The following is a 21,114-nucleotide window of genomic DNA, read 5'->3' as shown; positions in this document are numbered from 1 at the left end:
CGCGCAGCGTTCCTGCTGTTCTTTCAGCGCCTTTCCACCCACCCAGCCGTCCGTCTCGCAATGACGCCCGTCCCGTCCTCCTCAACCACGCCGACCTACATCATTGGTCACAAGAATCCGGATGCAGATTCGATCTGCTCCGCGATCGCCTATGCGGCGTTCAAGGAGGCCCGCGGCGAACGCGGCTACGTGGCCGCCCGTTGCGGCAACTCCAACGCCCGCATCGACACCATCCTCGCGCGGTTCCGCCAGCCGCTGCCCCTTTACCTGAGCGATGTCAGTCCGCGCGTCCGCGATCTCATGGTGCGCAACGTCATCCATCTCGACGAAAACGCGACGTGTGCGGAGGCCCTCGGGATTTTCGATCGGCACGACATCCGCGTGGTCCCCGTCACCGGGAGCAAACGCATCGTCGGCACGATCTCGTTGTCCACGCTCGGCGGCGTTTTCATCCCTCGCCTCAGCGAGCCGCGCCTGCTGCGCCTCGTGCGCACCTCGCTCGCGAACATCACCCGCACCCTCGAGGGGCAGGCGCTCCACGTCGTCGACGAGCAACGCATCCAGGACCTCTACGTGCGCCTCGGCACGATGGACATCAGCTCGTTCTGGAGCATCTCGATCCGGGAAAACATCCCCGCCGAACAATCCATCATCATCGTTGGCGACCGCAGCGACATCCAGCGCCGCGCAATCGAGATTGGCGTTCGCGCCGTCGTCATCACCAGCAATCTCGGCATCGACGAGGACATCCTCGCGCTCGCCCGCGAAAAAGGCACGAGCCTCATCATCAGCCCTTACGATTCCGCGACGACGTCGTGGATTGTCCGCACGGCGTCGACGCTCGAGCGCATCGTCGACCGCGAGTTCTCGACCGTGGACAGCGACACGTTGATCGCGGATGTCCGCAAACGCTTTTCCGCCTCCTCGCCGCACGCGTTGATGGTCACCGACGACAACGGCTGCCTCGAGGGTATTCTCACCAAGACCGACCTCCTGCGTCCGACGCAGACGCGGCTCGTGCTTGTCGATCACAACGAGATGTCGCAAGCCGTCACCGGCGCCGACGAGGTCACGATCGCCGAAATCATCGACCACCACCGGCTGGGCGCCGTGCACACCGCCCAGCCGATCCTGTTCATCAACGAACCCGTCGGCTCCACCTGCACGATCATCGCGGATCTTTTCCGCCGCGAAGGGCTGCAACCTTCGCCCGACATCGCGGGCATCATGATGTCGGGACTGATCTCCGACACGCTCCACCTCAACGGTCCCACCACGACCGGCAAGGACGCGATCCTGCTCGCCTGGCTGGCCGAGATCTCCGGCGTGAACTCCAAGGATCTCGCCGAACAGATCTTCAACTCCGGCTCCGTCATCCTGGCCAACCCGCCCGAGAAAATCATCCGCTCCGACTACAAGATCTACGAGGAAGAGGGCGTGCGCTTCTCCGTTTCGCAGGTGGAGGAACTCGGTTTCGGCAACTTCTGGCAGCAGGCGAAACCGATCGCCGCGGCGCTACAGGAGCTGCGCGACGAGGAAAAGCTCGCGTTCGCCGCGCTCCTCGTGACCGACATCAACACGCAAAATTCCCTGCTCCTGGTCAAAGGCGATGCCGGTTTCATCAACCGCATCTCGTATGCCCACGTGGAACAGGACGAGATTTTCGACATGCCGGGCGTTGTCAGCCGCAAGAAGCAGCTCATCCCGTATCTCACCAGCCTCCTGAAGGAAATGGCTTCCGACGGTTCGCTCGCGGGTGCCAGCGCCGCGCCGCTCAAGAAGAGAAAACGCGCTTCCTGACCGGCCCGCCGCGGGTCGTTCGCCGCATCGCCCGCGCGCGGAGGCAAACCAATCGTTGCGTCACCCCGCCGCGACGAACAGAGTGTCCGTTCTTTTTTATGAACGCCGAGTCCAACGCGCCCTCCACCGCTCCCGCGCCCAGCGATTTCATTCGTGACATCGTTGCCCAGCACGTGGCGGAGCAACGCTATGCGAAGATCGTCACGCGCTTTCCGCCCGAGCCCAACGGCTACCTGCACATCGGGCACGCGAAGTCGATCTGCCTCAACTTTGGCATCGCCCGGGAAAACAACGGCCAGTGCAACCTGCGGATGGACGACACCAATCCGGCGAAGGAAGACGTCGAGTATGTCGATTCCATCACCGCCGACGTCCGCTGGCTGATCGCCGGCTGGGCCGACCACGTCCTCGGCCTCAAGCCCAAGGGCGCCACCCCCGCGAAACAGGAAGTCGCCGGCCGCGAAGACTACTATCTCGCGCCCGTGCCGAGCTCAGATCTCAAATCTGAAACTTCAGATCGCGGCGCCAGCGCCGCCGCCGAGCCGTTCTTCGCGAGCGACTACTTCGACCAGCTCTACGACTACGCGCTCACGTTGATCCGCAAGGGCAAGGCCTACGTCGACGATCTCAGCCCCGAGGAAACCGACACCTACCGCGGCTCGCCCGACAAGCCCGGCCGCGAATCGCCGTGGCGCAACCGCTCCGTCGAGGAAAACCTCGACCTCTTCCAGCGCATGCGCGCCGGCGAGTTTGCCAACGGCGCCCGCTCCCTTCGCGCCAAGATCGACATGGCCTCGCCCAACATCTGGCTGCGCGATCCGCTGCTCTACCGCATCCGCCACACGCCGCATCATCAGACCGGCGACAAATGGTGCATCTATCCCCTCTACGATTTCGCCCACTGCCTGAGCGACTACCTCGAGGGCATCACGCACTCGATCTGCACCGTCGAATTCGAAGTCCATCGGCCGCTTTACGACTGGATTCTCGAAAACCTCGACCTGCCGCGCGCCCTCCCCCGGCAATACGAATTCGCAAAGCTCATCCCGAGCTACATGATCGTCTCGAAGCGCCGGCTCATCCGCCTGGTCGACGAAAAACTCGTCGACGGCTGGGACGATCCGCGCCTGCCCACGATCGCCGGACTTCGCCGCCGCGGCATTCCCGCGAGCGCGCTGCGCCGCTTCGTCATCGGCACCGGCGTCACGAAATACGACAGCCTCACCGACATCGCCGCCTTCGAGCATGCGATCCGCGAGGAGCTCAACGCCTCCGCCGCCCGCCGGCTCGCCGTCCTGAAGCCGATCAAGCTTGTCCTCACCAACCTCGCGCCGGACGAGACGATCGAGTGCGTGGCGACCAACAATCCGCAGGACCCAACCCCCACCACGCGCCCGGTCGCGCTCACACGCGAGGTGTTCATCGAAAGCGACGATTTCGCCGAAGTGCCGCCGCCGAAGTACTTCCGCCTCAAACCCGGCGGCGAGGTCCGGCTCAAATACGCCTGCATCGTGAAGCTCGACGAGATCGTAAAGGACGCTTCCGGCGCTCTCGTCGAACTGCGCTGCACTGCCGATCTCACCACGCGCTCCGGCCAGCCCAACTCCGACCGCAAGGTGAAAGGCACGATCCACTGGGTCAGCGCCACGCAGTCCGTCCCCGCCGAAGTCCGGCTCTACGACCGCCTTTTCACCGTGCCGGAACCGGGCGCGACTGACGATTTCCTCCAGCATGTGAACCCGAAGTCGCTCGAGGTTGTCACCGCCCGGCTCGAGTCGTCGCTCGCCTCCGCGACGACCGCCGATCGCTTCCAGTTCGAGCGCCTCGGCTATTTCGCGCTCGACGAAAAGGACAGCGCCCCGGGGAAACCGGTCTTCAACCGGATCATCACGCTGAAAGACACCTGGGCGAAATAGCCTCCCGGCCGCTCGTCTCGCCGGAACGCGGACCGTCCCGGCGAGCGCGACCGTTCTCTCACGGCCAGCGTTTCCAGCCTTCGGCGCGCACCTTCCAGGTTCCGTCGTCGGGGAAACCTGGATACGGCTTGGCCGCGTCGTCCCAGCCGCCGGTCATCAGTGACACCGCGGCGAGAAACGCGCCGTTCGCCGGCAGGTAAACGGCGATCTCGCGCCGCCGCGCGCCGGGCGGCGCATTGCGATCGAGCGCCTCGTCGCTGCGCTGCGGACAATGCCCGTTCGGCGTGTAGCGGTTGTTCGGTCCATCCCGCAGTAGGATCTCTACGGCATCGCGCGGCCGACCGAGCCGCACCGCCGTCATCGCAATCATCGGGTAATCCCAGCCCCAGATTTTCGTTTCCCAATCCCAATCCTTCAGCACCGCGTCGAGCGTCCGCTGCATCGTCGCGCGATCCACGCCCGGCGCTTCCGGCAAAAATCCGAGCGGCATCAGCATCTCCGGATGATCGTGCCGGCTTTCGATATTCGTCCACGTGTCCGGATGCGATTCGAGCGCGACATACTTGCCGTCGCGCACCGGCAGCGGCGAGAGCTTCGCGATCACGTCATCCCACTTCGGCTCGCGTTTCAGTCCCAGCCGCTCGCGCCACGTCTGCGCCACGCTCAAAGCCCACCGCCAATAGGCGAGTTCGAACGAGGGATTCTGACTCGTCGCCTGGTCGTGAATCTCCTGCGCGATCCAGAGCGGCGGCCCCAGCACGTAGCCACCGCGCTGCGGATCGAACCACACCATCGCGGCGAGACACTCCGCGGTTTCGAGCACGAGATCCCGATACTTTTCTAACGTTTCCCGCGTCGGCGCGTCGCGATACAGCAGCTCGCACAAGTAAACCGGATGCGGCTGATTCCACACGATCAGCGGATTCCCGCCGGGACTCTCGCGGCCTTCCGGCCCGACCATTTTCGCCCACCGCGCACCGGTGAGCCCGCGACTGCGGGCCAGTTCGCGCGCTTCCGGCAGGCGGGAACGAAACCATTCCAAATTCTTCGCGAGGAGTTCCGGTTTTCCCCACAGCGCGAAATGCGCCGCGTGCCACCAGATCATTTCGGTGTGATGCTTTCCATACCAGGTGTTGCACGTGAGTCCGCTCTCCTGCGGCGGCACATCACCCGCCATCTGCACCGCCAGCAAATACTGGGACAACACCACGCGCCGCTCGAGTTTCGCGGCGAGGGGATTCGTGCTGCCGCTCAAATCGAGCGCCGCCGCCGTCCGCCAGAAATTCTCCCAATGCTGCGCACTCGCGCGAAAAATCGCGTCCGCATCCGCCGCCGCTGCGACACGCTCCGGCGAAAACCGCACCGTCACCGCCAACTCGTCCTCGCCCCGCCCGCCGCGAATCCGAAAGACATGCGATTCTCCGCTCTCCAGCGCGCGGTTGCTCGCCACGAAGTAACGCGTCCCGAGCACTTCGCGCTCGACGATATGAGCCCCGCGCAACTGCGACCGGTGCGACTCCGGCTGGCTCCAGTCGAGCGCAGGCGTGTTTTTCGTTTTCGGATCGTGCCCGCGGGGAAACGCCAGCCGCACGCGCAATTTCTCCCGCGCCACCCACGGCGAACGAATCCGAATCGCAATCGTATCCGAATCCGGATCACAGGCCGTGATCACTTCCACCGGCTCACCGCCCAACGTGTAACGACTCACGACCGTCCCTCGCCAGAGCTCGAGTGTCTGCGCGATATCGCGAACGTCTTCCGGCACGAACGGCTTTCCGTCCGGCTTGTCCCACTCCAGCGCGATCTGGCCGAGCGGATGCGTCCGCGGATTTCGCCGCAACCAGTCGCCGGCCGGCGTGCTCGCCCGCGTCGGAAATCCCAGCACGCGCCCGTCGGCCAGCCGGAAGTCCTTGTTCGCATCCTTCAAGGTGAAGTTCTGCGGATTCGGATCCGTGACCCAGCACCAGCGCGACTGCGTCTCCGTCGGAATCCCGTTGCGATGATACTGCTCCGCGAAAGTTTGCAGTCCCGTCACGTCAGCAGTGAACGCAAACCCGCCATTCCCCACCGTGAGCGGTGCATCGTAGTCCACGCTCCGCACCACCGGACCGTTGCGCGCCACGAGCGCCGGCCGGTCGATGGTTTCATTGGCCGCCCCGCACGCCCAGGAGGTGAATGCCCAACCGATCGCGATCCAAAGATGTTTCATAAAAACTCCCCGCATCATCGTTTTTCCGCCGCGTCCACCGTGCTTTGATCCAGCCCCTCGCAATCGCGCGGCACGAGTCCGCTCACGTGCGAGAGCCGCCACTTCGGCGTGCCATCTTTCGGCCGCACCTGCACGTCGAACAATCGCGCGCCCACCACGTCGTCGAGCACCACCGCCGGCCGCGCATCCGCCGACATCGTGCGTAGCTCCACGCCCCGCAACTGCAGTCCCGCGACGTGCCGCGCGAACACTCCCCACGCCGGCATCACGCCGAAGACATAGGGTTCCGGATAACTCTTCTCGTGCTCCGGCACGATCCGCGCCGCCTGCTCCACGGTGCCGCCGCCGCGATAATGAATCTGCACATTCGATAACACGACGTCCTCGACCGGGTAACCCGGCAGACCGACGAGCATGATGCCGTGATCGGGCGAGACATTGGAGGCGACGAGATTGTCGACGAGGATCCGCCGCACCTGACCCGGCGTTTTCGCGTCGGGCGCGCGCAGCCGCCCGCCGAGCCGGATGAACAGCGGCGCATTCACGACGTCGCGCATCGCGATATTGGATACGGTTACGTCTTCCAACATTGCCCCGTCGACCTGCTCGAGCGCCAGTCCGCGGCAGTATTCGAACACGCAGTTCGAGATCGTCACGTTGCGAAATCCGCCGCCGGCTTCGGTGCCAAACTTGATCCGGCCGATCGGCCCGCCGCGCTGCGTGGCGTTCCGCTTGCGCGTGCCGTCGAGCAGCGTGCCTTCGTCGTAACCGCTGACGAAACAGTTCGTGATGGTCACGTTTTCCGTCGGCCGCTTTACGCCGAGTGCGTGCGACGCCTTCAGGCAGATGCCGTCGTCCCACGGCGAGTTTACCGAGCAGTTCGAGATCCGCACGTTGCTACAGGCATCGATGTCCATGCCGTCGCGGTTCGTGTCGATCAGCAGATTGTCGATCGTGAGATTGTCCACCCCGGTCGCGAGGATGCCGAAGTGTCCGCCGTGCAGAATCGTGAAATCGCGCAACACGACGTTGCGGCAGCTCTTGAGCGCGATCGCCTTGTTGCCCACGCCGTCCGGCAGCCGGTCGCGAGCTTTCGGATACCCAAATGGTCCCGGTTTCAGCTCGGGCCGGGGCTCGAACTCGAACGGCCCGTCCGCCTCGAGGACGTCCGGCGGATTGACCCGATCGTGCCCCGCCCACAACGCTCCGACGGGCAGCGCCATCCGGCCGTTGCCACGGCTCAAGCCGCGGCCGTAGATCCGGCCCGGCCCGGTGATGGCCACGTTCTCCAAACCCTCGCCCCAAATCAGGCTGTTGCGCCAGTGCGAGTGTCCAAAATCCTGATACTCCGCCCAGGCGTTGGGCTCCGGCGCATCGTAGCCGCCCGCTTCGCCGGGCTTCGGCGGATCGGCCGCAATGATCGTCGCGCCCGCCGCAAGCCGCAGCTCGATATGGCTTTTCAGCCGGATGGTGTAGCAAAGATAGTTCCCCGCCGGAAACTCCACCGTGCCGCCGCCCGCGGCCGCCGCCGCCTCGATCGCGCGGTTCACCGCCTCCGTGTCGAGCGTGACGCCGTCGCCCGTCGCACCAAACGCCTTGACGGAAAAGACCGATTCGGCGCCGTGCAGCGACGAAGCCGCGAGCGCAAACGCGCACAGCAGACCGAGAATCCAACGACTGCCGACCGGGGGAAAGTGGGGTTTCATGAGAGAGACAAATGAGTGAGACGCCGACCGCGGCGAATTGGGGGATCGTCGCGGAGCATTTTCCAACTTTTTCGGCCATCGGCGCCATTTGGGAAGAATCCGGCTTGTCAGCCCGTCTGAGCCGGGCTCATACGTCCGCTTGCGATCACCCCGCCCCCGATGTCGCATCAGGAGACAGAGCCCACCCGCTGGTTTTCCTCCGAGGTTCAACCTCACGAACCCGCTCTGCGCGCCTATCTCCAGTCGCGTTTTCCGCTCCTGCGCGACACCGACGACGTCATTCAGGAAACCTACGCGCGTCTTTGGCGGGAAAAAGCCGCCGGCCGCATCCGCCATGCGCGGGCGTTCATGTTCACCGCCGCCCGGCATCTCGCGGTCGATTTTTTCCGGCGAAACCGCCACGATCGCGCCGATCCGATCACCCATTCGAGTGCCGAACACGTCGTTGAAGAAAGCCCGCACGCCGCGGAAGCGATCAGCCGCCAGCAGGAACTGGAGATTCTCGCGGCCGCCGTGCAAAGCCTCCCGACCCGCTGCCGTCACGTCATCATGCTGCGCTACCTGAAAGGATGCTCCTACAAGGAAATCGCCGCCACCCTCGCCATCTCCACCGAGACGGTGAAAACGCACCTCGCGAAAGGCGTGCAGCTCTGCGCCGATTACTTCGAGGCACGCGGTGTGCTGAAGGAGCGCAACCCGTTTTCGCATGACTCCGCCTGATCGCTCTCCTGCTTCGCCCGACGACGCGATCGAGCGCACCGCCGCGGCCTGGATCGCCCGGCGCGAGGGCGGTCTTCGCCTGGACGAGCAGGAGGCGCTCGCGCAGTGGCGCGCCGCCGATCCGCAACACGACGCCGCTTTCCGCCGCCTCGAATCCGCCCAACAGCTGCTCGCCCGCCTCCCCGAAACGCCCGCCGCCGCCGCCCTGCTGGCGGAGCTGGACGCCCTCACGCGACCGCGCGCCCGCGTGCTGCGTTTTCCTCGTGTCGGAAAATTCGCGCTGATTGGCGCCGCCGCCGCTGCGCTCGCCCTTGCACTGTGGTTGCCGCACGAGCGTCCCGCCGCGCCGACGTCCACCTACGCCACCGCGGCCGGCCAGCACCGTTCGCTCGATCTCTCCGACGGCTCGACGCTGGTCCTCGGCGGCGACAGCGCCATCGATGTCGCTTTCGTGCCGGCCGAACGGCGCATTCATCTGCAGAAAGGCGAGGCTCATTTCTACGTGGCGAAAGATCCCGCGCGCCCCTTCCTCGTCAGCGCCGGTCTCGTCACCGTGCGCGCCGTCGGCACCGCCTTCAATGTCCGCCGCACCGACGGCGCCGTCGAAGTCCTCGTGACCGAGGGCAAGGTGCAGGTGGACCGAGACGTCGCCGATGCCGCCGAACCGCTTTTCCTCGTCGCCGGCCAGCGCGCCGTCGTGGACACCACCGCGTGGACTCAGCTTGCCGGTGACAGCCGGTCGCCGATCGCGGCCGAAGCGGACGTCGTCCCGGCATGGTCGGCGCCCCGACTCGCATTCAACCACACGCCACTTGCCGACGCTGTCGCCCGCTTCAACCGCTACAACCGCGTCCAAATCGAGATCGCCGACACGGAGCTCGGACAACGCGTGGTCGGCGGCAGCTTCGACGCGGATAACGCCGACGCCTTCGTCAATCTTCTGGCCGCCGCCGGAGACATCCGCGTCGAACACGTCTCCGACACGCGGGTGGTGCTGCACAAGATTCGTTGATCGGCCGGCGCCTGCTGGAAGCGATTGCGCATCCGGCCAGCTTGACCATGCTCGCGGCCGCCCCACCCGGCCCCGAATGGTTTTGCCCGTCCCGCATCGTGCCCGCCTCTGGCTGCGACTCGTTTTTCTGCTGCTCGGATCGCTCCTTCCCGCCAGCGGAAATCCCCCGACGGACGTTTCGGCGGCGCGCGTGTTTGCCATTTCGCCCGGCGACGCCGCCAGCACACTCGACGAATTCACCCGCCAGTCCGGCGTTCAGTTGGTTTACCTGCTCGATCAGGTGCGCGGACAAAACACTCGCGCGGTCGCAGGGCGGCTTTCTCCCGAGGCCGCGTTGCACCGCATGCTCGCCGGCACCGCGCTCATCGTCCGTCGCGACCACACCGGCGCGTTCGCCGTCGTGCGCCGCGCCGATCCGCGGGCGCAGGCCGGGTCGCCCGCGACCATTCCGCCGGCGGGCTCGGCAGCGCCGGACATCATCGTCCTGCCGGAATTCACCGTTTCGACGCAGGCAGCCGATCGCTATCGCGTCGCGGACGCGATTTCTGCGGTCCGGATTCGTGCGGCGCTGATCGACACGCCGAGCTCCATTTCGGTGATCACCCGCGACACGATCGACGATCTCGCGCCGACGCGGATTTTCGACGTCGCGCGCTTCGTCGCCGGCGTGCAGGAGGGGCGCGGAAATCAGTTTCAGGATCGCATGATCCTGCGCGGCTTCGAAAGCAACGGGCAGCGCACGGTCGACAACTTCCTGCAAGCCGACGATGCCGACAATCTCGACGAGGTGCTGATCGAGCGCGTCGAAATTGCGAAGGGGCCCAACGCCATCCTCTCGCCTGCCGGCGCTCCGGGCGGCTCCATCAACGTCATCACCAAATCTCCCTCGTTCGATGCGCAGCGAAGCTTGAGCGCCACGGTGGGATTGTTCGACGCACAAAAGATCGGCGCCGATCTCACGGGACCGCTGCCGCGTTCGCCCAACCTCGCTTACCGGTTGATCGCATCGGTGCAGGATTCGCGTCGCTACCCGGACAACGACGCCCGACTGCGCGGCAAGGTGTTCGCCCCGATGTTTTCCGCCCGCCTCTCGGATCGCACGCAGCTCACGGTGAAACTCATCGCCGCGGAGCACTGGATCTTCCGCGAGCCGCTCCTGATCCTCGATCCGGCCGTCAACGCTTCCACGCCTGACCCGTTTCTCGCGCCCGGCCTATCCTCCCGCACGCGCAACGGCATTCAGCCGTGGAGTCACGTCGGCACGCACACCGCCGACGCGTTCGCGCTGCTGACGAGCAAGCTTTCCGATCACCTCAGCCTGCGCGCCGCCGCCAACGGCCGCTACTATTTCGAGGATTCGCAGCAGGAGTTTCTTTCCACGCCCAGCCTCCTCAACCGCTACAACCCCTTCACCGGCGAGCTCACGCAGGATTACACCTGGGATTTCGATCCGATCGCTCGCACTTACCTGCCCACTCACTCGCCGCTCTTCGATCCCGCCGCCATTCCGGTGCGCGGCGACAAACAGGCGACCCGCCGAAAAACCGTGAACCTGCAGGTCGATGCGGTCGCGACGCATCGGATCGGCGCCGTCTTTTCCCAGACCGTTGCGGGATTCGCGCTGTCGCGTCGCACCACGCGGGGCCTGCGGTGTCCGGCAGCCTCCCGTCCATCGATCTCAGCCGGCCGGACTTCCGCGCCGAGCCGGTGTGGAGCACGACGCCGGCCCTCGACTACGACAACCAGTTCACCAACTGGCACACCTATCTGAACCAGCGGATCGCACTCCTCGGCGAGCGCGTGCAGCTCACCGGCGGTGTGCTGCATTATCACACCGACACCCGCAGCCACAACCGCTTGAGCAGCACCGGGAGTTGGCTCAACGACGACAAAGCGATGTGGCTGGCCAGCGCCCTCCTAAAACCCCGGCCCGATCTGTCCTTCTACTACAGTCACTCCACGAATTCGTCTCCGATCATCGCCAACGACATCGTCCTCTGGCGTGACGGCGTGCAGGACGAGATCGGTTTCAAATCCGAATTCTTCGCGCAACGCCTGTCTTTCGCCGGCGCGTGGTTCACGATCGCGCAAACCAACGTTCCCACGCCAAATCCCGCGCGGCAGACAGATCCGTCCGCACCCGAATCGCTCGTCTCGGATCTGAAAAACCACGGCGTCGAACTGGAGCTCGTCGGCGGCCTCACGCCGAGACTCTCGGTTATCGCGACGTTCAGCCAGCTCCGGATGCGCGACAATCTCGGCCGCCGCGTGCGCGCCGTCGCCGATCGCAACAGTGCGCTGCTGCTGAATTATCGCCTGCGTGACGGTTTGGCGTTTCATGCCGGCGTGAGCTACAGCGGTGCGCGCGCCGGCGACACGCCGATCAATTTCACACCGCTGAACGTCGTCGGCCGCACCAGCTTTTTCCTGCGGAGCTACAACGTCACCACCGCCGGCCTCACGTGGCGCTGGAACGCCCGCAGCCTGTTCCGCCTCAACGTCGACAACGTGCTCGACGACGGAGGCTATCTCCAGCAGGCCGGCAGCCGCGTCTCCGGAACCGGGCTCAGCACCGCGCCCGGGCTCAATGTGAAGCTCACCACCACGGTGAACTTCTGATCGCCGCCGCTTTTTCGCGGTCGCGATCCCCCATTTTTCTTCCTTCGGCGTCTCAGGAGACCGGCGACTCGCCGGCACCTCATCCCACCACACCGAATGAACCCCAGAATCCCCGGACCGGCGCCGCGTCGCCGGCCTTTCTCCGCGGGCGCGCACGCCGCGATCTCCGCCGTTGCGTTGCTCGCCTCCGCCGCCGGCCACGCCCAAACCTCGAGCGCCCGCAGCGGTCCCGACGACGAGGTCGTGACACTGCCGCAGTTCACCGTCTCGAGCGATGCCGCCGACCGTTATCGCGCCGCCGACGCCGTCTCCGCGGTCCGCGTGCGCGCGCCGCTGCTCGACACGCCCAACTCCATCACCGTGCTCACGCGCGACATCATCGAGGACCTCGCGCCCACGCGCATCTTCGACGTCACCCGCTACGCCGCCGGCGTGCAGGAGGGCCGCGGTATCCAGTTTCAGGATCGCATGATCCTGCGCGGCTTCGAGAGCAACGGCCAGCGCGTGGTCGACAACTTTCTCCAGCCCGACGACGCCGACAACGTCGCCGAGGTCGTGATCGATCGCATCGAAATTTCCAAGGGCCCCAACGCCATCCTCTCGCCCGCCGGCGGTCCGGGCGGCGCGGTCAACGTCATCACCAAATCGCCGCTCTACCGGCGCCAGAACAGCGTCACCGCGCTGGTCGGCATGTTCGACGCGCAAAAGCTGAGCGTCGATTTCAACGATACTCTCGCGTCCAACGACCGCGTTGCCTGGCGGCTCGTCGGTTCGATCCAGGACACCCGCCGCTACTGGGCCGACGACGCGCGCCTGCGCGCCAAGGCGCTCGCGCCGATGTTTTCCTACAAGATTTCCGAGCGCACGCAGCTCACGGTGAAGCTCATCGGCGCCACGCAGTGGATCTTTCGCGAGCCGCTGCTCATCATCGATCCGCGCGTCGGCCCTGACACCAAGGACCCGTATCTCGCGCCCGGCCTTTCGCACAAAAGCCGCAACGGCATCCAGCCGTGGAGCCACACCGCGGTCGACACCGCTGATCTGTTCGTGCTGCTCACCTCGAGTCTCAACGACCATATCAGCCTGCGCGTGGCCGCCAACGGCCGCTACTACTTCACCGATTCCGTGCAGGAGTTCCTCACGCTTCCCGGCCTGAACAACACCCGCTACCAGCCGCTGACCGGCGAGTTCACGCAGGACTACGTCTGGTCCATGGTCAACGGCCAGCCCGTCTCCACCTACTCGCCGCTTTTCAATCCGGGAAACATCCCCGTGCGCGGCGACGCCCAGTGGACCCGCCTCAAATACGGCAATCTCCAGACCGATCTCGCCGCCCGTTATCAGTTCGGCGCCGTCAGCTCGCAAACCGTCGGCGGCTTCGCCCTTTCCCGTCGCACCAGCGTCAACAAGGTCAAGAGCGGCACGCTGCCCGGCATCGACCTGAGCCGGCCCAATCTCCGCGCCGAACCCGTGTGGGACGCGAACCTCTACGCCAACAACGTCGGCAATTTCACCAACTGGCAGCTCTACGTCAGCGAGCGTCTCGGCTTCTTCAACGACCGCCTCCAGGCCACCGGCGGTATCCTGCATTACGATACGAAAACCTACGCGCGCAACGCCATCAGCGCCGCCAACGCCCCGAGCATCCTCGACGATGCGAAGGAGGTCTGGATGGCGAGCGCGCTCTTCAAGGTCCTGCCCAACGCCTCGGTCTATTACAGCCACTCGACCAACTCCTCGCCCGTCATCGCCAACAACCGGCCCCTGTGGCGCGACGGCGTGCAGGACGAGGTCGGTTTCAAAACCGAGTTTTTCAACCAGCGCCTCTCGTTCAACGGCGCCTACTTTGAAATCTCGCAGAGCAACGTCACCACGCCGAATCCGGAGCGCCAGACCAACCCCGCCGCGCCCGAGCAGATCGTCCAGGACCTCAGCAATCACGGTTACGAACTCGAACTGATCGGCGGCTTGACCAACAACCTCTCCGCGATCGCCACATTCTCGCAGCTCAAGATGCGCGATGCCCTCGGCCGCCGCGTGCGCGCCGTCGCCGACCGCAATGCGGCCCTGCTCTTGAACTATCGCTTCACCGAAGGCGCGCCCAAGGGACTCGCCCTCAGTTTCGGCGTCAGCTACAGCGGCAGCCGCGCCGGCGACGCGCCGCCCGCCTACACGATCGCCAACCAGGTCGCGCAAGTGAGTTTCTACCTGAAGCCGTATTACGTCACCAACTTCAGCGCGTCCTACACGTGGCAGAAATACGTCTTCCGGCTCTACGTCGACAACGTGCTCGACGACAATGGCTACATCCAGCAGGCCGGCGGCCGCGTCTCAGGCACCGGCATCACCACCGCGCCGGGGATCAACGTGAAGTTCGCCAACACGCTCAACTTTTAGGCGGCCGTCACCCTTCACACCGCGAGAGCCCGTCGCTACCCGACGGGCTCTTTCGTTTCCTTGCAGTCCTTTGCCGCTTCGCGGCTTTCATCCGCCCTAGAACGCCGCGTTGCCCGGCGTCCGCGCGAACGGGATCACGTCACGGATGTTCGGCACGCCGGTCACGAACATCAGCATCCGCTCGAACCCGAGACCGAAACCCGCGTGCGGCACCGTGCCGTAGCGCCGCAGGTCGAGATACCAGCCGTAATCCTCCGGATTCAACCCGTGCCGGCGCATGTTCGCCTCGAGCACATCGAGCCGCTCCTCGCGCTGGCTGCCGCCGACGATCTCGCCGATGCCCGGCACCAGCACGTCCATCGCGGTCACCGTCTTTCCGTCCTCATTCAGCCGCATGTAGAAGGGCTTAATCTCCTTTGGATAATTGTAGACCGTCGTCGGACGCTTGAAAATCTCCTCCGTGAGATAGCGCTCGTGCTCCGACTGCAGGTTCGCCCCATATTCGATCGGAAACTCGAACGTCTTTCCGCTCTTCTGCAGCAATTCGACTGCTTCCGTGTAACTCACGCGCTGAAACGGCCGCTCGAGCACGAAGTCGAGCCGCGTCAGCAATTCCTTGTCCACGAACTTGGCGAACAACTCCAGATCCTCGGCGCAGGTCGTCCGCACCTCCCGAATCAGCGTCTTCACGAAATCCTCCGCCAAATCCATATCGCCCTGCAGATCGCAGAACGCGACCTCCGGCTCGATCATCCAGAATTCGTTCGCGTGCCGCGATGTATTCGAATTTTCCGCACGGAATGTCGGCCCGAAGGTGTAGACCTTGCCCAGCGCGCACGCGAACGCCTCCGCCTCGAGCTGGCCGCTGACGGTGAGATACGTTTTCCGTGCAAAGAAATCCTTCGCGTCGTCGATCAGCCCGTCCTCCCGTTTCGGCGGATTCGCCAGGTCGAGCGTCGTCACGCGAAACAGTTCCCCCGCGCCTTCGCAGTCGCTGCCGGTGATGACCGGCGTATGCACGTAAACGAAACCGCGTTCCTGGAAGTAGCGGTGGATCGCATACGCCAGCCGGCTGCGCGTCCGGAACACCGCGCCAAATAGATTCGACCGCGGCCGCAGGTGCGCGATCTCGCGCAAAAACTCCGGCGTGTGGCCTTTCTTCTGCAACGGATACGACGCATCCGCTGTGCCGAGGACCGTCACTTCTTCCGCGGCGATCTCCCATTTCTGGCCCGCGCCCTGCGACGCCACCAGTTTCCCGCGCACCGCCACCGACGCGCCTGTCGTGAGATGCTGGATCGCCGTGTAGTTCGGCAGCGTCGCCGGCGCGACCGCCTGCAGGTTTTTCAGACACGAGCCGTCGTTCAGTTCGAGAAACGAAAACGTCTTCGCATCGCGCCGGGTGCGCACCCAGCCCTGCACGAGAATTTCATCGCGCGCCGCCTCGCTGTGCAGCGCGTCTTTCACCGACGTGGGTTTGAGCATGCCCTCCAATGGAATTCGCCCGCCGCCCCGTCGCAAAGAAATTATGACACAACTCCGCCCGTCGTGCCTCGCCCTCTCTCAACTCTCAACCCTCATCTCTCAACTGCGATCTCTCAACTCCACCGCCTCCCTGCTTGCCTCACGCCGCCAACCTCTCGTTCACTCAGCCCTTGTGAAACAAAGCATCGTCACCCTCGACATGGAAGGCGTTCTCACGCCGGAGATCTGGATCGCCGTCGCCGAGCGCACCGGCATTCCCGAGTTGCGGCGCACCACGCGTGACGAGCCCGATTACGACAAGCTGATGCGCTACCGGCTCGATATCCTCGACCGCCACGGCATCACGTTGTCGAAGATCCAGGAAGTGATCGGCACGCTGTCGCCGCTTCCGGGAGCGATCGATTTTCTCAACCAGCTCCGCGGGACGGTGCAGTTCATCATCCTGTCCGATACGTTTGAGCAGTTCGCCGTCCCGCTGGTGCGCCAGCTCGGCTGGCCGACGCTTTTCTGCCATCGCCTGATCGTCGAAAACGACCGCATCACCGGCTACCAGCTCCGCCTCGCCGACCAGAAACGCCACGCAGTCCAGGCGTTGCAGCTGCTCAATTATAACGTCATCGCCGCCGGCGACTCGTTCAACGACACCGCGATGCTTTGCCAGGCCGACACCGGCATCCTGATCCATGCGCCGGAAAACGTCGTGCAACAATTCCCGCAGCTCCCGTCCGTCCACACTCACGCCGAGCTGATCGAGCTGATCCGCGCGCGGCTCTAAACGCACGCGGTCGGCGCGAAACCGGATGCGGCGGTCTTCGCGACCGCCGCGCCAGCGCCGGATTCAGCTCGCGAGAAAACGCTCGAACCGCGCTTTCACGCGGTCACGTCCGAGCACGCGCATCATGCCGGTGATGCTCGGGCCGACGTTCGTGCCCGAAAGCGCCAGCCGCGCGACAGCCTGGTAATCGCCGAAGCCGAGGCCTTTCGCCGCGATCAGCTGCTTCAAACCGTCCTCGACGGTTGTGTCGGTCGAAAAATCGATCGTCGGCAACGCCTCGATCAGCTCGCCAAGCCGCGCCTTCGGCTCGCCTTTCGCCAGCACCTTGTCGCGCACCTTGGCATCGATCGGAAACTCCTCCGTGAAGAAATAGACCGTGTAAGCCGGCAGCTCCTCGAGTCCCTTGATCTTCGGCTGGCTGAGCAGCATCACTTCGCGGAAATAGGCTTCGTCGGCGGCCAGCGCGGTGCGCGCCGCCGCATTTTCCGTCTGCCCAGCGAAATACTCCCGCGCCTTCGCCACGAACGCATCCGCTGGCAACTCGAGCAGGTAAGCCATGTTCATGTGCGCGAGTTTCTTGTCGTCGAAGCGCGCGTTGCTCTGGTTCACGCCAGGCAGATCGAACAGCCGCACGATCTCCGCGATCGGCATCTTCTCGCGGTTGTCGCCCGGGTTCCAGCCGAGCAGGCTGAGGAAGTTGACCAGCGCCTCGGGGATGTAACCGCGCCGCTGATACTCCTCGATCAGCGCGCCTTGGTCGCGTTTCGACATCTTGCCCGGGCCATTCTGTTTCAGGATGAGCGGAATGTGCGCGAACTGCGGGACCGGCGCGCCGAAGGCTTTGAACAGCTCCACGTGCTTGCTCGTGTTCGACAGGTGATCCTCGCCGCGGATCACATGTGTGATCTGCATCGCGATGTCGTCGACGACGTTCACGAAATGAAACACCGGATTGCCGTCGGAGCGGAAGATCACGAAGTCCTCGTCCTCGACGCGCTCGACGCGGCCGCGGATCCGGTCGTCGATCACCGAAGGCGCCGTGCGGACTTTTGTGACGGTCTTCTTGCGGTGATCGTCGAACACCTCGTAGCGCTCGCCGAGGAGCTTGAACCAGATCGCGCCGTCCTTCTCATACGTGCGCCCGGCCGCGGTGAGCTTGGCCAGAAATTCGCGATAGATATCGGCGCGCTCGCTCTGGCGGTAGGGGCCGAAACTTCCGCCGACCTTCGGACCTTCGTCCCAGGTTAATCCGAGCCAGGTCAGCGAATCGTAGATCACATTGAGGAACTGCTCGCTGTTGCGCTCCTTGTCCGTGTCCTCGATCCGCAGCACGAACGTCCCGCCCGTGTGGCGGGCATACAGCCAGTTGAACAACGCCGTGCGGGCGCTGCCGATGTGGAAGAACCCTGTCGGACTCGGGGCGAAACGAACGCGAACGGAAGACATTCGCTCAACAAACCAAGAAACAGGCGAAACACACGACAGATTTTTCCGCCGAAACCGCGGCTGTAAGCGTGCGCTCGACGCGATTCGTGGTATTCCGTTTTCCGCCCAATCCGTGAGCCCTCCGCACATCGAACCCGTCATCGATCCCGCCGACGTCGTCGCCCGCTTCGAAGCCGCCGCGCCGAAACAAGGTTTTCGCATCGAGCGCTTCGGCGAAGTCGCCGGCGTGCCGTTGATCGCGCTCACGAAACGCACGCCGGGCATCCGTCCGCGCCTGTATTTCTCGGCCGGCATTCACGGCGATGAACCCGCCCCACCGCTCGCGTTGCTCGAACTGCTCGAAAGCGGCGTGTTCGATCGGCGCGCCACGTGGTTCGTTTGCCCATTGCTCAACCCGCTCGGATTCGCGCGGCGCACCCGCGAGAACTCCGACGCCGTCGATCTGAACCGCGACTACAAGCGTCTCGTTTCCGCCGAGATTCGCGGACACGTCGGCTGGCTGCAGCAGCAACCCAACTTCGATGTCGCGTTCTGCCTGCACGAAGATTGGGAGGCGCAGGGGTTTTATCTTTACGAACTCAACCCCGAAAGTCGCCCCACCCTCGCGGACGCGATGATCGCCGCCGCGCGCGCGACTTGTCCGATCGAGACGGCCGCGGTGATCGACGGTCGCGAATCGGCCGCCGCCGGCATCATCCGTCCGGTGACGGATCCGTTGCTGCGCGATCTGTGGCCCGAGGCGATCTACCTTCGCGCTCACCACACGCGCTTGAGTTACACGCTCGAAAGCCCGTCCGCGTTTCCCGTCGTTCAACGCGTGGCCGCGCTCCGCGCCGCTCTCGAGACCGCGCTGGTGAAACTGCTCCCGCCCTGAAACGTCGTCAGGTGTCGGCGGCGAGGCCGTGCCTCGCGCAAAACTCCCGGAGATCCGCCGGCAACGGCGCCTCGAAAACGTGATCCACCCCCGCCGGCCGCAAGTCGATCTGCGCGCAGTGCAGCGCCTGCCGCGGCAGATGGAGTTTCTCCGCCATCGCCGGCGACCAGCCGTGGTCGATGAATTCCAGATAACAGCGGTCGTCAGGTCCGTAGATCTTGTCGCCCACCAGCCAGTGACCGAGCCAGTGCGCGTGAATCCGGATCTGATGCTTGCGCCCCGTCTCGGTGACCACGCGCGCCAGCGTGAAGCCGCCGCCATGCGCCACCGGCGCGAAATGCGTGATCGCCGGCTGGCCACCCGCCACCACCGCCGATTTCACATAAACCGGGCTCGTCACATCGTCGCCGAGCGGCTGGTTGACCGTCACCGGTTCGCGCAGTTCGCCGGTCATGATCGCCAGATACGCCTTGCCTACTTTCCGTTCCTGCATCGCGACCTGCAGCCGGCTCGCCATCTTTGCGTCTTTCGTGAGCACGACCACCCCGCTCGTCTCGCGATCGAGGCGGAAAACGAGATGCATCGTCGGCAAACCCGTGTATTCGCGCGCCGCACCGACGAGGCTCGACCACGGTCCGGCTTTCGACGGATGGCAAACGACGTCGCCCGGTTTCGCCAGCACGAGCAATCGCGCATCCTCGTAAACGATCCAACTGCGCAACTCCTCCTCCGCGATCAGGCGGACCGGTCCCTGTTTTTCGCGTCGGGGCCAGGCGCACGCGCGCCGCGAAAAATCGTCGATGCCGCGACCGGCCTGCGATTCGCCGGCATTCATGAGGCCACCTGGGCCATGCGGTAGCGGCCGATCGCTTTCGCCGCGAGCCGCGTGACCCACCGTTTCGGCAACGTGCCGCCGAGTGCCGCGATCGCCTTGTTTTTCCATCCCGGCACCACCAGCGTGCGCCCGGCGCCCAGCGCGCGCAGCGACTGCTCGACCACCTCTTCCGCTTTCATGCTCAAGCCCGGCTCGACCGCGCCCTGACGCAGTCCCGCACGGCGAAAAAACTGCGTCGACGTCGGTCCCGGGCACACCGCCAGCGCCTGCACGCCGCTCCCGCGCAACTCCGCGGCGAGTGCGAGCGTCCAATGCAAAACAAAGGCCTTGGACGCACCATAGGTGGCCATGAACGGCGTGGGTTGAAACGCTGCCGTCGACGCGATGTTCATCACCGCCCCACCGCGTTTCCGCAGCACCGGAAGGAGTCGTCCCGTGAGTTCCACGAGCGCGCGGATGTTAACATCTAATAGTTCGAGCTGGTGAGTTAAGTTGGGCTCAGGAAAGCAGCCATATGCGCCGAAGCCACTGTTGTTGATGAGCAGCACCCGCCCCGCTGACGCCTCGCAACTTAGCCAGGACTCGACCTCCCCGGCCGCGCGTCCGACCGCCGACGCCTCGCTCAGGTCGCACGGCACATGGCAAAGCTTAAGCTGCTCTGATTTTATGAGCGGAACCGTCCTCGACAGGTTGCAAACCCGGACTGCCGGCGCCACTCTTCCGCACAGCTCGATGAACGATTTTCCAATACCGGAAGATCCACCCGTCACGACGACGGCGGAGAAAGTTTGGAGCACTTCGCGTGGCGAGGACACAAGCTCGAGCAGGGGGAAATTTCAGCCAGGGCTTTGTGCCCTGGTTCGGTGAAACCCAAACTAAACGCAGTATCATGAACAGACAAAACAACCACGAACTCATCGTCTCTGGCATTCACCTCGAACTGACACCGTCCCTGAAAACTTACGTTCGTGAGAAAGCCCAGCGATTGTTTCGTCACGAGGACCGCATCGTGCGGATCCGCGTGGAGTTGGAGTGCGACCGCAACGAGGCCGTCGCCAACCGGTTCAAAGCCAAGGGTCACATCGAAATCCAGGGCCCGGACATGAACGCCACCGTCCAGGCCGACGAGTGCCACAAGGCCATCTCTTTGCTCATGGACAAACTCGATCGGATGCTCAGCAAACGCCACCACCTCTACAAGGTGCGTCGTCATCAGATCGACAACGACCTCGCTCACCCGGCGCAGCTGAAGGCCGTCTGAACGTCGTATCCAGAATCTGAATCGCCGCCCGCCGGTCATTGCCGGCGGGCTTTTTGTTT

General features: G+C 64.6%; 15 protein-coding genes. 9 read left to right on the top strand and 6 right to left on the bottom strand.

Features of this window, described 5'->3' with window-relative positions; genetic code table 11:
• Positions 1-60: 60 nt before the first annotated feature.
• Together AC6RV7_RS10295 and glnS are read left to right on the top strand one after the other, a co-directional pair.
• Positions 61-1,800: a putative manganese-dependent inorganic diphosphatase gene (locus AC6RV7_RS10295; RefSeq protein ID WP_500093885.1), complete on the top strand. Its 1,740-nt coding sequence runs from the start codon at positions 61-63 to the stop codon at positions 1,798-1,800.
• A 98-nt stretch (positions 1,801-1,898) separates the two neighbouring features.
• Positions 1,899-3,716 (top strand): glutamine--tRNA ligase, encoded by a 1,818-nt coding sequence (glnS, locus tag AC6RV7_RS10290; RefSeq protein ID WP_500093884.1) that lies wholly within the window; start codon positions 1,899-1,901, stop codon positions 3,714-3,716.
• 58 nt (positions 3,717-3,774) lie between these two features.
• On the opposite strand, the gene AC6RV7_RS10285 is transcribed toward glnS, so the two are convergent.
• Positions 3,775-5,925, bottom strand: a complete 2,151-nt coding sequence (locus AC6RV7_RS10285) for a hypothetical protein (RefSeq protein ID WP_500093883.1) — start codon at positions 5,923-5,925, stop codon at positions 3,775-3,777.
• Positions 5,926-5,939: 14 nt separating this feature from the next.
• Complete coding sequence (locus tag AC6RV7_RS10280) at positions 5,940-7,631, bottom strand: rhamnogalacturonidase (RefSeq protein ID WP_500093882.1); 1,692 nt, start codon at positions 7,629-7,631, stop codon at positions 5,940-5,942.
• Between the two features lie 159 nt (positions 7,632-7,790).
• On the opposite strand from AC6RV7_RS10280, the gene AC6RV7_RS10275 reads away from it, so the two are divergent.
• The 4 genes from AC6RV7_RS10275 to AC6RV7_RS10260 all read left to right on the top strand — a co-directional run bounded on the left by AC6RV7_RS10275 (position 7,791) and on the right by AC6RV7_RS10260 (position 14,379).
• On the top strand, positions 7,791-8,351 hold the full coding sequence (locus AC6RV7_RS10275; RefSeq protein WP_500093881.1) for an RNA polymerase sigma factor: 561 nt from the start codon (positions 7,791-7,793) through the stop codon (positions 8,349-8,351).
• Positions 8,338-9,363, top strand: coding sequence for a FecR family protein (locus AC6RV7_RS10270; RefSeq protein WP_500093880.1), 1,026 nt, complete (start codon positions 8,338-8,340; stop codon positions 9,361-9,363). Before AC6RV7_RS10275 ends, AC6RV7_RS10270 begins: the two co-directional genes overlap by 14 nt.
• Positions 9,364-9,439: 76 nt before the next feature.
• Complete coding sequence (locus AC6RV7_RS10265; protein ID WP_500093879.1) at positions 9,440-11,134, top strand: TonB-dependent siderophore receptor; 1,695 nt, start codon at positions 9,440-9,442, stop codon at positions 11,132-11,134.
• Between the two features lie 944 nt (positions 11,135-12,078).
• Complete coding sequence (locus tag AC6RV7_RS10260) at positions 12,079-14,379, top strand: TonB-dependent siderophore receptor (RefSeq protein ID WP_500093878.1); 2,301 nt, start codon at positions 12,079-12,081, stop codon at positions 14,377-14,379.
• 96 nt (positions 14,380-14,475) lie between these two features.
• On the opposite strand, the gene asnS is transcribed toward AC6RV7_RS10260, so the two are convergent.
• A complete protein-coding gene (gene asnS / locus AC6RV7_RS10255; protein ID WP_500093877.1) occupies positions 14,476-15,864 on the bottom strand; it encodes an asparagine--tRNA ligase in 1,389 nt (462 codons plus the stop codon).
• A 172-nt stretch (positions 15,865-16,036) separates the two neighbouring features.
• Here asnS and thrH point away from each other — a divergent pair, with 172 nt between their 5' ends.
• Complete coding sequence (gene thrH / locus AC6RV7_RS10250; protein WP_500093876.1) at positions 16,037-16,639, top strand: bifunctional phosphoserine phosphatase/homoserine phosphotransferase ThrH; 603 nt, start codon at positions 16,037-16,039, stop codon at positions 16,637-16,639.
• A gap of 63 nt (positions 16,640-16,702) precedes the next feature.
• Here the strand turns inward: thrH and AC6RV7_RS10245 are convergent, their stop codons facing one another.
• Complete coding sequence (locus AC6RV7_RS10245; protein ID WP_500093875.1) at positions 16,703-18,085, bottom strand: glutamate--tRNA ligase; 1,383 nt, start codon at positions 18,083-18,085, stop codon at positions 16,703-16,705.
• A gap of 112 nt (positions 18,086-18,197) precedes the next feature.
• On the opposite strand from AC6RV7_RS10245, the gene AC6RV7_RS10240 reads away from it, so the two are divergent.
• Positions 18,198-18,959: a M14 family metallopeptidase gene (locus AC6RV7_RS10240; RefSeq protein ID WP_500093874.1), complete on the top strand. Its 762-nt coding sequence runs from the start codon at positions 18,198-18,200 to the stop codon at positions 18,957-18,959.
• 7 nt (positions 18,960-18,966) lie between these two features.
• Here AC6RV7_RS10240 and AC6RV7_RS10235 read toward each other — a convergent pair whose 3' ends face one another.
• Positions 18,967-19,794, bottom strand: coding sequence for an RluA family pseudouridine synthase (locus tag AC6RV7_RS10235; RefSeq protein ID WP_500093873.1), 828 nt, complete (start codon positions 19,792-19,794; stop codon positions 18,967-18,969).
• A complete protein-coding gene (locus tag AC6RV7_RS10230) occupies positions 19,791-20,609 on the bottom strand; it encodes an SDR family NAD(P)-dependent oxidoreductase (RefSeq protein WP_500093872.1) in 819 nt (272 codons plus the stop codon). Before AC6RV7_RS10230 ends, AC6RV7_RS10235 begins: the two co-directional genes overlap by 4 nt.
• 74 nt (positions 20,610-20,683) lie before the next feature.
• Here AC6RV7_RS10230 and hpf point away from each other — a divergent pair, with 74 nt between their 5' ends.
• The gene (gene hpf, locus AC6RV7_RS10225; RefSeq protein ID WP_500093871.1) at positions 20,684-21,055 is read left to right on the top strand and encodes a ribosome hibernation-promoting factor, HPF/YfiA family; all 372 of its coding nucleotides are present in this window, start codon (positions 20,684-20,686) and stop codon (positions 21,053-21,055) included.
• Positions 21,056-21,114 lie beyond the last annotated feature (59 nt).

The organism is Opitutus sp. sgz309028, from assembly GCF_059821195.1.
This window is presented reverse-complemented; position numbering and strand designations above follow the sequence as displayed.

What these genes read in the sequence shown, in the direction of transcription:
- AC6RV7_RS10275 (WP_500093881.1), top strand. Translation starts at nt 7,791, where the DNA reads ATGTCGCATCAGGAGACAGAGCCCACCCGCTGGTTTTCCTCCGAGGTT.
- AC6RV7_RS10245 (WP_500093875.1), bottom strand. Translation starts at nt 18,085, where the DNA reads ATGTCTTCCGTTCGCGTTCGTTTCGCCCCGAGTCCGACAGGGTTCTTC.
- AC6RV7_RS10280 (WP_500093882.1), bottom strand. Translation starts at nt 7,631, where the DNA reads ATGAAACCCCACTTTCCCCCGGTCGGCAGTCGTTGGATTCTCGGTCTG.
- AC6RV7_RS10270 (WP_500093880.1), top strand. Translation starts at nt 8,338, where the DNA reads ATGACTCCGCCTGATCGCTCTCCTGCTTCGCCCGACGACGCGATCGAG.
- AC6RV7_RS10260 (WP_500093878.1), top strand. Translation starts at nt 12,079, where the DNA reads ATGAACCCCAGAATCCCCGGACCGGCGCCGCGTCGCCGGCCTTTCTCC.
- AC6RV7_RS10295 (WP_500093885.1), top strand. Translation starts at nt 61, where the DNA reads ATGACGCCCGTCCCGTCCTCCTCAACCACGCCGACCTACATCATTGGT.
- hpf (WP_500093871.1), top strand. Translation starts at nt 20,684, where the DNA reads ATGAACAGACAAAACAACCACGAACTCATCGTCTCTGGCATTCACCTC.
- glnS (WP_500093884.1), top strand. Translation starts at nt 1,899, where the DNA reads ATGAACGCCGAGTCCAACGCGCCCTCCACCGCTCCCGCGCCCAGCGAT.
- AC6RV7_RS10235 (WP_500093873.1), bottom strand. Translation starts at nt 19,794, where the DNA reads ATGAATGCCGGCGAATCGCAGGCCGGTCGCGGCATCGACGATTTTTCG.
- AC6RV7_RS10285 (WP_500093883.1), bottom strand. Translation starts at nt 5,925, where the DNA reads ATGAAACATCTTTGGATCGCGATCGGTTGGGCATTCACCTCCTGGGCG.
- AC6RV7_RS10265 (WP_500093879.1), top strand. Translation starts at nt 9,440, where the DNA reads ATGGTTTTGCCCGTCCCGCATCGTGCCCGCCTCTGGCTGCGACTCGTT.
- asnS (WP_500093877.1), bottom strand. Translation starts at nt 15,864, where the DNA reads ATGCTCAAACCCACGTCGGTGAAAGACGCGCTGCACAGCGAGGCGGCG.